This window comes from Streptomyces sp. NPDC006529 (assembly GCF_040611795.1).
Classification (GTDB): domain Bacteria; phylum Actinomycetota; class Actinomycetes; order Streptomycetales; family Streptomycetaceae; genus Streptomyces.
The window spans coordinates 272,619-284,819 of the sequence record NZ_JBEXPB010000001.1; the positions used below are offsets into that span (position 1 = coordinate 272,619).

Annotated in this window: 10 protein-coding genes and 2 tRNA genes; 9 read left to right on the forward strand and 3 right to left on the reverse strand. The window is 73.0% G+C overall.

Annotated elements, in window-relative coordinates:
- Positions 1 to 31: 31 nt before the first annotated feature.
- A complete protein-coding gene (locus tag ABZY31_RS01270; RefSeq protein ID WP_356403395.1) occupies positions 32 to 1,681 on the forward strand; it encodes a long-chain fatty acid--CoA ligase in 1,650 nt (549 codons plus the stop codon).
- Between the two features lie 32 nt (positions 1,682 to 1,713).
- On the opposite strand, the gene ABZY31_RS01275 is transcribed toward ABZY31_RS01270, so the two are convergent.
- The 3 genes from ABZY31_RS01275 to ABZY31_RS01285 form a co-directional block, all read right to left on the reverse strand.
- The gene (locus tag ABZY31_RS01275) at positions 1,714 to 2,289 is read right to left on the reverse strand and encodes an antibiotic biosynthesis monooxygenase (RefSeq protein WP_356403398.1); all 576 of its coding nucleotides are present in this window, start codon (positions 2,287 to 2,289) and stop codon (positions 1,714 to 1,716) included.
- A gap of 13 nt (positions 2,290 to 2,302) precedes the next feature.
- Positions 2,303 to 5,617 (reverse strand): PAS domain-containing protein, encoded by a 3,315-nt coding sequence (locus ABZY31_RS01280; protein ID WP_356403401.1) that lies wholly within the window; start codon positions 5,615 to 5,617, stop codon positions 2,303 to 2,305.
- Between the two features lie 130 nt (positions 5,618 to 5,747).
- Positions 5,748 to 6,176, reverse strand: a complete 429-nt coding sequence (locus ABZY31_RS01285; RefSeq protein ID WP_356403404.1) for an SSI family serine proteinase inhibitor — start codon at positions 6,174 to 6,176, stop codon at positions 5,748 to 5,750.
- Positions 6,177 to 6,367: 191 nt separating this feature from the next.
- Here ABZY31_RS01285 and ABZY31_RS01290 point away from each other — a divergent pair.
- The 8 genes from ABZY31_RS01290 to ABZY31_RS01325 all read left to right on the forward strand — a co-directional run bounded on the left by ABZY31_RS01290 (position 6,368) and on the right by ABZY31_RS01325 (position 12,198).
- A tRNA-Ser gene (locus ABZY31_RS01290) sits at positions 6,368 to 6,458 on the forward strand.
- A 237-nt stretch (positions 6,459 to 6,695) separates the two neighbouring features.
- Positions 6,696 to 6,768: transfer RNA gene (locus ABZY31_RS01295), tRNA-Arg, on the forward strand.
- 110 nt (positions 6,769 to 6,878) lie between these two features.
- Positions 6,879 to 7,244, forward strand: coding sequence for a PH domain-containing protein (locus ABZY31_RS01300; RefSeq protein WP_356403407.1), 366 nt, complete (start codon positions 6,879 to 6,881; stop codon positions 7,242 to 7,244).
- Between the two features lie 117 nt (positions 7,245 to 7,361).
- A complete protein-coding gene (locus ABZY31_RS01305; RefSeq protein WP_356403410.1) occupies positions 7,362 to 7,796 on the forward strand; it encodes an Lrp/AsnC family transcriptional regulator in 435 nt (144 codons plus the stop codon).
- Between the two features lie 17 nt (positions 7,797 to 7,813).
- Positions 7,814 to 8,689: a DUF2797 domain-containing protein gene (locus ABZY31_RS01310; protein ID WP_356403413.1), complete on the forward strand. Its 876-nt coding sequence runs from the start codon at positions 7,814 to 7,816 to the stop codon at positions 8,687 to 8,689.
- Between the two features lie 87 nt (positions 8,690 to 8,776).
- Entirely contained in the window at positions 8,777 to 9,793 is a 1,017-nt protein-coding gene (locus ABZY31_RS01315; protein WP_356403416.1) for an amidohydrolase family protein, read from the forward strand.
- A gap of 69 nt (positions 9,794 to 9,862) precedes the next feature.
- Entirely contained in the window at positions 9,863 to 10,630 is a 768-nt protein-coding gene (locus ABZY31_RS01320; protein ID WP_356403419.1) for a response regulator transcription factor, read from the forward strand.
- Between the two features lie 11 nt (positions 10,631 to 10,641).
- On the forward strand, positions 10,642 to 12,198 hold the full coding sequence (locus ABZY31_RS01325) for a HAMP domain-containing sensor histidine kinase (protein ID WP_356403422.1): 1,557 nt from the start codon (positions 10,642 to 10,644) through the stop codon (positions 12,196 to 12,198).
- Positions 12,199 to 12,201 lie beyond the last annotated feature (3 nt).

Consider the following 12,201-nt stretch of genomic DNA (forward strand, 5'->3'; position numbering starts at 1 on the left):
GCAGCGCCGCAGCGCCCACCGGGAGGACGCTTTGCTGAGCACCATGCAGGACGTACCACTGCTCGTCAGCCGCATACTTCGACACGGGATGACGATCCACGGGAAGTCGCAGGTCACGACCTGGACCGGGGAGCCCGAGCCGCACCGGCGCAGCTTCGCCGAGATCGGTGTCCGTGCCACCCGCCTGGCCAACGCCCTGCGGGACGAGCTGGGCGTCCAGCAGGACGACCGCGTGGCGACGCTCATGTGGAACAACGCGGAGCACGTGGAGGCGTACTTCGCCATCCCCTCCATGGGCGCGATCCTGCACACGCTCAACCTGCGGCTCCCGCCGGAGCAGCTGGTCTTCATCGTGAACCACGCCGTGGACCGGGTCGTCCTGGTCAACGGCACCCTGCTGCCGCTCCTCGCGCCGCTGCTGCCGCACCTGCCCACCATCGACCACGTCGTGGTCGCGGGCATCGGCGACCGTTCGGTGCTGGAAGGGCTGGACGTCCGCGTGCACGAGTACGAGGACCTCCTGGCCGGACGCCCGGACACCTTCGACTGGCCCGAGCTGGACGAACGCCAGGCCGCCGCCATGTGCTACACCTCCGGCACCACCGGCGACCCCAAGGGCGTCATCTACTCCCACCGCTCCATCTACCTGCACTCGATGCAGGTCAACATGACCGAGTCGATGGGTCTGACCGACCGCGACACGAGCCTCGTCGTGGTGCCGCAGTTCCACGTCAACGCCTGGGGCCTGCCGCACGCCACCTTCATGACCGGCATCAACATGCTGATGCCGGACCGTTTCCTGCAGGCCGCCCCGCTCGCCGAGATGATCGAACGGGAGCGCCCCACCCACGCGGCGGCCGTCCCCACCATCTGGCAGGGACTGCTGGCCGAGGTCACCGCGAACCCCCGTGACCTGACCTCCATGAAGCAGGTGACCATCGGCGGCTCGGCCTGCCCGCCCTCCCTGATGGAGGCGTACGACAAGCTCGGCGTCCGCGTCTGTCACGCCTGGGGCATGACGGAGACCTCCCCGCTCGGCACCATGGCCCACCCGCCGGCCGGTCTGAGCGCCGAGGAGGAGTGGCCGTACCGCCTCACCCAGGGCCGCTTCCCGGCCGGCGTGGAACCGCGGCTGGTCGGGCCCGCGGGCGACGTGCTGCCCTGGGACGGCGAATCCGCGGGTGAGCTGGAAGTGCGCGGCACCTGGATCGCGGGCGCCTACTTCGGCGGCGCGGCGGGGGAGCCCCTGCGACCCGAGGACAAGTTCAGCGCCGACGGCTGGCTCAAGACCGGTGACGTCGGGGTCATCAGCCCGGACGGCTACCTGACGCTGACGGACCGGGCCAAGGACGTCATCAAGTCGGGTGGGGAGTGGATCTCCAGCGTGGAACTGGAGAACGCCCTCATGGCCCACCCGGAGGTCGCCGAGGCGGCGGTGGTGGCCGTCCCCGACGAAAAGTGGGGCGAGCGTCCGCTGGCCACGGTCGTCCTCAAGGAGGGCGCCACGGTGGACTACACCGGCCTGCGCGCCTTCCTCGCCCGGTCCGTCGCCAAGTGGCAGCTCCCGGAGCGCTGGACGGTCATCGAATCCGTGCCGAAGACGAGCGTCGGCAAGTTCGACAAGAAGGTGATCCGCAAGCAGTACGCGGAGGGCGCGCTGGACGTCACCACGCTCGACTAGCCACCCCGGACGGTCCCGCCCGGGCAGCGGGTTCAGCCGCGCGTGAGCCATGGCCGCAGCAGCTTGCTGACGGCGGGCATGGCCACGTAGGTCATCAGGGTGCTGAAGACGACGGCGAAGGCGGCCGTCCGCACGACGAAGTGCAGGTCGACCAGGTACGGCCCGAGCAGCGCGTTGCCGAGCAGCGAGATCGGGAAGATGGCCAGGCCCGAGCTGACCGCCATCTTCCACCGCGGCGGGGCGGGCCGGGTCGTCCCGGGCTTGGCGAACCACGTCTCCATGCCGTGCAGCTCGCGCCGGGCTATCTCGGTGTGGTGATGGCCGTGACAGTTGGCGAACCATTCGGCGCGCTCCGCCGAGTCCTGCCACCGCTGGAAGGCCGCGTGGTGGCGGAAGCGGTGGACGAGGAACCACGGGCCGCCCTCGGTCGCCGGGCGGAACAAGCCGTACCCCAGGTGGTCGGGGAAGGTCGCCGCGGTCTCCAGGATCCCGCGCGCCCACACCTCGAAGGCCTCCTCGTGGCCCGGCTCCACCTGCCGGGCGATCAGGAGGCTCACCTCTCCGTTGTCCGCGGGAACGGTGTGTTCGGTCGTATCGGTGATGGCCATCGGACCAGGGTCGCTAATTGGTTCCGATCTTGGCCAGCAGGTCCACGATGCGGCCCTGCGCCTCGGCGGTGGTCGAACGTTCCGCGAGGAACAGCACGCTCTCGCCGGAACCGAGCCCCGGCAGGTCGGCCGGTTCGATCCCCGCGGTCGTGTAGACGACCAGCGGGGTCCGGTTCAACTGCCCGTTGGCACGCAGCCAGTCCACGATCCCGGCCCGCCGCCGACGGACCTGCATCAGGTCCATGACCACGAGGTTGGGCCGCATCCGGCTGGCCAGCTCCACCGCGTCGGTGTCGGCGTCCGCCCGCGCCACCTGCATGCCGCGCCGTTCCAGGGCGGCGGTCAGCGCGGTGGCGATCTCGTCGTGCTGCTCGATCAGCAGGACGCGGGAGGGGTGCTGCTCGCTGTCGCGCGGGGCGAGGGCCTTGAGGAGGACGGCCGGGTCCGCGCCGTACGCCGCCTCGCGCGTCGCGTGTCCCAGGCCGGCGGTCACCAGCACGGGCACCTCGGCGGCCACCGCGGCCTGCCGCAGCGACTGCAGGGCGGTCCGGGTGATCGGGCCGGTCAGCGGGTCCACGAACAGCGCGGCAGGGAACGCGGCGATCTGCGCGTCCACCTCCTCGCGAGAATGCACGATCACCGGGCGGTAGCCGCGCTCGCTCAGCGCCTGCTCGGTCTGTACGTCCGGGGCGGGCCAGACCAGCAGCCGCCGCGGGTTGTCCAGCGGCTCGGGCGGCAGCTCGTCGTCCATGGGGCGAGGTGCGGGCCGGTTGACCACCTCGACGGCGCCACCGGGCCCGTCGAGCGGCTCGGGACCCTCCGCGGAACCGGCTTCGGGTGCTCCTATGGCGAAGGCCCGGCCCTGCGGGGCGGGTTCGGACAGTCGGCGCCTGCGGCCCGAAGGGGAATCCACGGAGATGCCCTGGCCGAGGGTGCTGCCGAGCGGGCGCACGCTGATCGGCTGGGCGGCCTGCGGAGCGGACGGGGCCGCGGTGTCCCGGGACTGCCGGGCGCCGGGCAGCGCCACCGGGGCTGCCGGGTCCTCCTCCTCGGGAGCGGTCCGCGCGGCCGGTACCGGCCAGGCGGGGGCGGCCGGCAGGCCGCGGCGCCGGCCGGTGGGCGACTCGGGCGACCCGGACCCCTCGGGCTCCGCCTCGACCGGCGGGTCGGCCGGAGCGGCCGCGGGCACGTGGGCAGCGGAAGCGGAGGGAGCGGGGACCTGCGGGCCGCCGAGCGCGCGCCGGACCCCGGCGCTGCTGGTCCCGGTACCGGGCCCGGGGGCCACGGGTGCCAGACCGGTGGCCGGTACGGGCTGCTGCGGCCGGTCCGCCGCCTCGGCCCCTCGCGCGGGACCCTGTGCGGACCCCTGCGCCGGACCCAGCGCGCGGCGTCGGCCCACGGGGGCCTCGCCGGGCGGGCCCTGTACGGGAACGGGCGGCAGGGCGGGCATGCCCTGCGGGGACACCGGCCGCCGGGCCGGAGCGCCTTCGGGACCGCCGTCCGCGCCGGCGCCCCCTTCGGGAGCACCGCTGTCGCCGTCACCGGCCCGGCCGCGCCTGCGGCCCGTACCGAGCCCGGCCGGGTTCACCGGGGACGCGGCCAGACCGCCGCCCGCGGGAGCATCGGCCGCCTCCGCCGCGTCACCCGCGCGGCGCCGCCCGGACGGCAGCGCGAGGGCGCTCCCGCCGGAACCGGAGGCCGCCGCGGGAGCCTGGCCGGGGCGGACCTCGTCGTCGAGGAAGGCGTCCACACCGCGCCGGGCGCGACGGCCTGCGGGGCCGTCCTTGGCGTCCTGGGCGTTCTTGGCATCGTCCGAGCCGCCGGCGGGCTCTGCCGGAGCGGGCTCGGGCGGCGGGTCGGGCAGGGTCACCGTGCCGGCCCCCGACCCCAGCGGCAGCTCCAGGACGAACGCGCCACCGGGCGCCCCGGGAACCTTCACGGTCTGCAGGACACCCCCGTGCGCGGCCACGATGCCCCGCACGATCGGCTCGTGCACCGCGTTGCCCCCGCTGTAGGGGCCCCGCACCTCGATCCGTACGACGTCCCCGCGCTGCGCGGCGGCGACCACGATCGTCGAGTCCGTGTAACCGCTGCCCTGGGGGGTCTTGCCGGTGGCGTCCACCCCGGCGACGTCCGCGATCAGGTGGGCCAGCGCGGTGGAGATCCGGGCGCCGTCCACTTCCGCCTCGATGGTCGGGGCGTGGACGGCGAACTGCGCGCGGCCCGGCCCGATCAGCTCGACCGCCCCGTCGACACCGGCCGTGACGACCCCGTCGATCAGCACCTTCTTCTTCGCGAGCTTCTCGGTGCCCGCGTCCAGCCGCTGGAAGCCCAGCACGTTGTCGACCAGGGTGGTCATCCGGGCGTAGCCCGCCGCCAGGTGGTGCAGCAGCTGGTTCGCCTCCGGCCACAGCTGCCCCGCGTCGTCCGCGGCCAGGGTGGCCAGCTCGCCCCGCAGTTCCTCCAGCGGCCCCCGCAGGGAGTCGCCGAGGACCGCCAGCAACTGCGCGTGGCGGGCAGCGAGGGCGTCGTAGGGCCGCCGGTCGGTGAAGGTCATCACGGCCCCGACCAGCAGCTCCCCGTCACGCACCGGTGAGGTCGTCAGGTCGACGGAGACGGGCTTGCCGTTCTTGTTCCACAGCACCTGCCCGCGCACCCGGTGCTTGCGGCCACTGCGCAGGGTGTCGGCGAGCGGGGACTCGTCGAAGGGGAAGGGGGAGCCGTCGGCGCGCGAGTGCTGGATCAGGCCGTGCAGTTCGCGGTTGCCGAGGTCGGTGGCGCGGTACCCGAGGATCTGCGCGGCGGCCGGGTTGACCAGCACCACGCGTCCGTCGGTGTCCGTGCCGACGACGCCCTCGGCGGCGGCGCGCAGGATCATCTCGGTCTGCCGCTGCGAGCGGGCCAGCTCGGCCTCGGTGTCGAGGGTGCCGGTCAGGTCGCGCACGACGAGCATCAGCAGCTCGTCGCCCGTGTAACCGGGGTACGGGTCGCGGTAGGCGTCGCGGCCGTCGAGGTTGGCGCTGGTGACCTCGACCGGGAACTCGCTGCCGTCGGTGCGGCGCGCGACCATCCGCATCGGCGTGGCGCGCTGTTCCTTGTCCTCGTCGGGACGGCGCATGGAACCCGGGATCAGCTTCGAGTCGAATCCGGGCAGGAGGTCGAGCACTCCGCGCCCCACGAGCCCCGTACCGGGACTCTCCAGCACCTCGAGCGCGATCGAATTGGCGTTGACGACTGTGCCGTTGGCGTTCACGAGCAACAGTGCGTCAGGAAGAGCGTCGAGTATTGCTGCGAGGCGAGCAGCGCCTCGGGATGGCCTGCTGCTCACGACGAGCTTCCTCCCTGACCACGACTACCGGCATGTCACGGGAGGAGTCTAAGGGCACCTCCCCTCGGCGGGGCGGCGGATGCGGTGCCCGAGTCGGTCATATCCCACTTCCGGGCCGCATCCTGCCTGGTCAGGAACGCGCACTCGGAAGCAGAGGTTCCAACTCGTTCCACCGGCTGATCTCGCAGCCGTTGCTGCGGTCGAACCGGGCGTTGACCTCGCGCCCGTGCCAGGTTCCGGTCACCCGCGCGGTCGCCGGCCCGCCGTCCTGGAAGGTGCAGATCTGCCGCTTGGAGACCGGGGCGAAGGGGTCCTTGTGCTGCCGGGCGAGTTCGTCCAGCCGCTCGCAGGCCTTCGCCGCCTGCGGGTGCGTACCGCTCGGCGGGGTGCCGCACTCCAGCCGGTACTCCCCGTCGGCTCGCGGGTTGCCGCTGGAGGACACGCCGACGGTGAGCCGGTCGGGCGATGCCAGCAGTCCCAGGGGCAGCGGTGGCAGCGGCCCGGCGGCCGCGGCGGCCAGGGCGGAGGTGGTGACGGCGAAGGCGGCGAGACGCAGCATGGGGCACTCCAGGTCGTCCGTACGTCGTACGCCTGCCCAACGACCCGCTCGCCCCGACGTTGCGCGGTCACTTCTCGTCGGCTTAAGGCTTTGCCCTCGGGGCTCGCCGCCTAGTACCGTGAGAGCGGATTGGTGAGGGGCCCTGCGCCTGTGTCATCATCTGCACGCACCTTCGTACGCGAAGGTGTGCTGGAGGCGTCGCCTAGTCCGGTCTATGGCGCCGCACTGCTAATGCGGTTTGGGGCTTACCCCCCATCGAGGGTTCAAATCCCTCCGCCTCCGCACCTCACCGAAGCCCCGGTCCTCTTGGACCGGGGCTTCGGTGCGTTCCGGGTACGCAAGCGCCACGGACCCGCGGGACCACGGCGGGGGAGGTGCGCCGACCTCTCGGGGAATCGCCTCTTCCAGGCCGTTTCCGCAGGTCAGGAGGTGTTTGCCTAATGGATTTCGCGTCCCGCCGAGGTCCATGTATTGTTGTTCTCGCAAGGCCAACGGGGCGCAAAACCCCGGGAAGCACAAGCACTCGTAGCTTAACGGATAGAGCATCTGACTACGGATCAGAAGGTTGCAGGTTCGAATCCTGCCGAGTGCACAGCCCAAGAGGCCCCCTGGAGAAATCCAGGGGGCCTCTTGCGTTGGACCCGGCGCGAGCCGGGCACTGAGCCAGTCAGTGAACCTGTCACCGGAATGAGGGGGGCCCTCATGGGTCTGTTCGGGAACGCGCACACGGTCGACCCCGTGTCGGCGCAGCGGGACTACGCGCGGCTGCTGGGGCACGGGGAGCAGGTGCACGCGGCGTACCTGCTGATACGCGACACGATCCTCTTCACCGACCGGCGTCTGGTGCTGATCGACAAGCAGGGGATCACCGGCAAGAAGGTGGAGTACCACTCGGTCCCCTACCGGAGCATCACGCACTTCTCCGTGGAGACGGCCGGCCACTTCGACCTGGACGCCGAGCTGAAGATCTGGATCTCGGGGACCGCGGCGCCGCTGCAGAAGACCTTCACCAAGGGCGTCGACATCTACGAGGTCCAGGCGATCCTGACCCAGTTCGTCGCTCGCTAGCCGAAGCGGGCCGAATGGGGTTTGGCCCGGTGGCGTTATCGCAGGATGCGATAGCGTCCCCGTACAGGATCGCCGGGATCGGCCGGGGTCCGCGGGACGGCGGGGCGGGAAGCACACGTGGACGACATCGACCGGGCGCTGGTCCTGCGGTTGCAGGAGGACGCCGGCCAGTCCTACGCCGCCCTCGGCGCTGCCGTCGGGCTCTCGGCCGGGGCCACCCACGAGCGCGTGCGCAAGCTGCGCGAGCGGGGGGTCATCCGGCGGACGACCGTCGACGTGGACCCCGCGGCCGTCGGCAGCGGGGTGCTCGCCTACGTGAACGTCGACTCCAACGCCTGGATGGGCGAGTCCGGGGCCGCCTTCGCCGCGATCCCCGAGATCCAGGAGGCCCACATCATCGCGGGCAGCGCCTCGGTCCTGGTCAAGGTCCGCACGGCGAGCACCGAGCAGCTCCAGGACGTGCTGCGCCGGCTCTACGCCATCGAGGGCGTGAGCGGCACCCAGGCGACCGTGGTCCTGGAGACGTTCTTCGAGCGGCCGCTCCCGCTGTGATCTGGCGGTGCACCGGCATGGGGTGGAGCGGTGGACAGCCCTCCATCGGCTGGTACGCCGAGGCCGCCGGGCCGGGGTCCGGCGAGCGCAGGAGCGTGCTCGAAGCCGGGCAGCGGCTGGCCTTCGAGGGCCGGGGCGAGCGGCGCTGCCTGGGCATCCGGCGGGCCGGGAAGCGGACCCCGTGCCCGACCGCCGCCGCGGTGCCGGGTCGCGCGGGCAACGCCCAGTGCCCCGAATGCGCCCGCCTGGACCGGTCCTTCTCGGTGGCCGCCGACACCAACGCCGCCGATCCGCGGACCTACCGCGTCTACCTCGCCTGGTTCGGGCCCGGCCTGGTCAAGGTCGGGATCACCGCCGAGGAGCGCGGCCCGGACCGGCTGCGGGAGCAGGGCGCGGTGACCTGGAGCTGGCTCGGACGGGGGCCGCTGATGGCGGCCCGCCGCACCGAGGAGCTGCTGCGGGCCGCGCTCGGGGTGCCCGACCGGATCGCGTACGCCCGCAAGCGCGCCGTACGGGCCGCTCTGCCGCCCGCCGCTGAGCGGGCCCGGGAGGTGGCCGAGCTGCACGCGCGGGCCACCGCGCTCGCCGGATGGCCCGAATCGCTGGAGCGCACGGCCTGCGAGGTCGCCGACCACGCCGGGCTGTTCCATCTCGACGAGCTGCCGGTCCCGGCCCGGGTGATCACGGAGATGACGGCCGGCGGGTCGGTCGAGGGCGTGCTGGTCGGGGCGGCCGGACCGGACCTGCACTTCGGCGACGGGCTCGTGGTGGACACCCGGTTGCTGGCCGGCTGGGCGCTGGCCGCACCGCAGGGGGCACTGCCGTCCACCCCGGCGCCGTGGAGGGACCTGTCGCCCGCGCTTCCCGCGGCCGAGCAGGACGGGCTCTTCTGACCCGAGCGGCAGCCGGTCCGGACCCGATCAGGACCGGACCGGCCGAACCGTGGACATCCGAGGGGGCCGCCGCCGAGGGTGGGTGCCATGAGCATCCAGACGAGCGGAGCCACCACGCCGCCCGGCACGCCCGGAACAGCCGAGACACCGGGAGCAGCGGAAACGCCCGGCACCGCCGAAACGCCCGGCACCGCCGAAACGGCCGCGGCCGTCCACGCCTTCCGTCGGCGGCTCGGGCTCCCCGGGCTGGTCGACGTCCACACGCACTTCATGCCCGCCCGCGTCCTGGCCAAGGTGTGGGACTACTTCGACGCCGCCGGGCCGCTGACCGGCATGCACTGGCCCATCACCTACCGGCACGAGGAGGAGCACCGGGTCGCCCTGCTGCGGGAGTTCGGGGTCCGCGCCTTCACGGCCATGCTGTACCCGCACAAGCCGGCCATGGCGGCCTGGCTCAACTCCTGGTCCGTGGAGTTCGCCGCCCGTACCCCCGACTGCCTGCACACCGCGACCTTCTTCCCCGAGGAAGCAGCCGAAAGGTACGTCCGCCAGGCCGTGGAGAACGGCGCCCGCGTTTTCAAGGCGCATCTCCAGGTCGGCGGCTACGACCCCAACGACGCGCTGCTCGACCCCGTCTGGGGTCTGCTCACCGAGGCCGGGATCCCCACGGTGATCCACTGCGGTTCCATGCCGGCCCCCGCCCGGTTCACCGGGCCCGGACCGGTGGCCCGGCTGCTCGCCCGGCACCCCCGGCTGCCGCTGATCATCGCCCACATGGGGATGCCGGAGTACGCCGAGTTCCTGGACCTCGCCGACCGCCACCCCGAGGTGCGCCTCGACACCACCATGGCCTTCACCGACTTCTCCGAGCGGACCAGTGCCTTCCCGGCAGCGGACCTCGGGCGGCTGGCGGCCCTCGGCGACCGGATCCTGCTCGGCACCGACTTCCCGAACATCCCCTACCCCTACGAACACCAGCTGGCCGCCCTGGAGCGGCTGGGCCTCGGGGACGACTGGCTGCGCGCCGTCTGCCACGACAACGCCGCCCGGCTCTTCGGACTCCCGAGCGGCCCCCACACGCCCGAGGCGGCCCCGCAGGCCTGAAACGGATTCTCAGGAGAATCACAGGAAGGGCCAAGGGGGCTTTCACCGGGGCGGGTCAGCGTGGTCGCCATGACTGCGACGACCACCTCCCACGCGTCCACGGCCACAGGCAACCCCATGGCCCTCGTCCGGCCCGACGGCGGCCCGTGCCGCGTGCTCGTCGTGGACGACGAGGCCTCGCTCTCCGAACTGCTGTCCATGGCCCTGCGCTACGAGGGCTGCGAAGTCCGCACCGCGGGCGACGGCGCGGGCGCGGTGCGCACGGCGGCGGAGTTCCGGCCCGATGTGGTGGTCCTCGACATCATGCTCCCGGACATGGACGGGCTGGCCGTCCTCGGCCAGCTGCGCCGTCGGCTGCCGCAGGTGCCCGTGCTCTTCCTCACCGCGAAGGACTCGGTCGAGGACCGCATCGCGGGGCTGACGGCGGGCGGCGACGACTACGTCACCAAGCCCTTCAGCCTGGAAGAGGTCGTGGCCCGGCTGCGCGGACTGGTCCGCCGCTCCGGGGCGGCCCAGGCCGCGCGCGGCGAGTCCGTACTGACCGTCGGCGATCTGCGGCTCGACGAGGACAGCCACGAGGTCAGCCGGGACGGCCGGGAGATCCACCTGACCGCCACCGAGTTCGAGCTGCTGCGCTACCTGATGCGCAACCCGCGCCGGGTGCTCAGCAAGGCCCAGATCCTGGACCGCGTGTGGTCGTACGACTTCGGCGGCCAGGCCAACGTGGTCGAGCTGTACATCTCCTACCTGCGGCGCAAGCTGGAGAGCGGCCCCGGGCTGCCCTCGATGATCCACACCCGGCGCGGCGCCGGGTACCTGATCAAGCCGAGCGAATAGTGCGGCCGCGGATGCCGGGCCGACGGCCCTGGTCCCTGCGGACCCGGCTCGTCGTCTCGGCCGTCGTCCTCATCGCCGTGGTGGGCACCACCATCGGCGCCGTCACCATCCTCGTCCTGCGCTCCTACCTCGTGAGCCAGCTCGATCACCAGCTCGCGACCTCCGTGAACATGGCCGTCCGCGGCCCCGGTGGTACAAAGCCGACCCGTGACCCCCTCGCCTTCGTCCTGGGACCCGGCAGCCCCTTCGGCGCCGCCGGGGTACGCCTCGACACGGACGGGAAGGTCATCGCGGCGGCCCGCAGCGAACCCGCCGAGGGCGCCACGCCGGACCACCGCCAGCCGCTCACCGAAGCCCAGACCAAGGCCCTCGTCGCCGCCGCCGGGTCAGCCCGCGCGGGCGAGGAGCGGCCGGTCGACGTACGCCTGCACGGCCTGGGCACCTACCGGGTGATCACCGCCGCCGACGGGAGCCTGGTCTTGGGCTTCCCCCTCGACGGGGTCGAATCCACCGTGAACACCCTGATCGTGGTGGAGGTCTGCGTCACCCTGGCCGGGCTGATCGCCGCCTCTCTGGCCGGACAGGCCCTCGTCGGCGTCGCCCTGCGTCCGCTGCGCCGGGTGGCCGCCACCGCAACCCGGGTCTCCGAACTCCGGCTGCACAGCGGCGAACCCGCCCTCGACGAGCGGGTTCCCGATGCGGAGGCGGACCCCCGGACCGAGGTCGGCCAGGTCGGCGCAGCCCTCAACCGGATGCTCGGCCACGTCTCCTCCGCGCTCACCGCACGACAGCAGAGCGAGACCCGCGTCCGGCAGTTCGTCGCCGACGCGAGCCACGAGCTGCGCACCCCGCTGGCCTCCATCCGCGGTTACGCCGAACTCACCCGCCGGGGCCGCGAGGAGACCGGCCCTGACACCCGCCACGCGCTGGGCCGGATCGAGTCCGAGGCGACCCGGATGACCGGCCTGGTCGAAGACCTGCTGCTGCTGGCCCGGCTCGACGCGGGCCGGCCGCTGTCCGCCGCCCCGACCGACCTGGCACCGCTGGTCGTGGACGCCGTCAGCGACGCCCGCGCGGCCGGTCCCGCACACCACTGGCGGCTCGAACTGCCCGCCGAGGCCGCGCCGGTGACCGCCGACGCCGCCCGGATCCAGCAGGTCCTGGTGAACCTGCTGGCCAATGCCCGCACACACACCCCGCCGGGGACCACCGTGACCGCCCGTGTTTCACGTGAAACATCCTCCGTCCGCGTGGAGATCGAGGACGACGGCCCCGGCATCCCGCCCGAGCTGCTGCCCCACGTCTTCGAGCGGTTCGCGCGCGGCGACGCCTCCCGCTCCCGCAACGCGGGCTCCACCGGTCTCGGCCTCGCCATCGTGCGGGCCGTGGTCTCGGCCCACGGCGGGACCGTCGGCGTACGCAGCGAGCCGAACCGGACCCGCTTCGAGGTCCGCCTGCCCCTCCACACCGAGCCGCCCCTCCACACCGAGCCGCCTCTCCACACCGAGCCCGGACAGGCGAAGCCGCGGTACTCACAGAGGGGCCACAGCCTCACCACACGGCCGTGACAG

Coding starts and splice junctions, on each gene's coding strand:
- ABZY31_RS01275 (WP_356403398.1), bottom strand. CDS start 2,289: ATGGCCATCACCGATACGACCGAACACACCGTTCCCGCGGACAACGGA.
- ABZY31_RS01285 (WP_356403404.1), bottom strand. CDS start 6,176: ATGCTGCGTCTCGCCGCCTTCGCCGTCACCACCTCCGCCCTGGCCGCC.
- ABZY31_RS01315 (WP_356403416.1), top strand. CDS start 8,777: ATGAGCATCCAGACGAGCGGAGCCACCACGCCGCCCGGCACGCCCGGA.
- ABZY31_RS01320 (WP_356403419.1), top strand. CDS start 9,863: ATGACTGCGACGACCACCTCCCACGCGTCCACGGCCACAGGCAACCCC.
- ABZY31_RS01310 (WP_356403413.1), top strand. CDS start 7,814: ATGGGGTGGAGCGGTGGACAGCCCTCCATCGGCTGGTACGCCGAGGCC.
- ABZY31_RS01325 (WP_356403422.1), top strand. CDS start 10,642: ATGCCGGGCCGACGGCCCTGGTCCCTGCGGACCCGGCTCGTCGTCTCG.
- ABZY31_RS01300 (WP_356403407.1), top strand. CDS start 6,879: ATGGGTCTGTTCGGGAACGCGCACACGGTCGACCCCGTGTCGGCGCAG.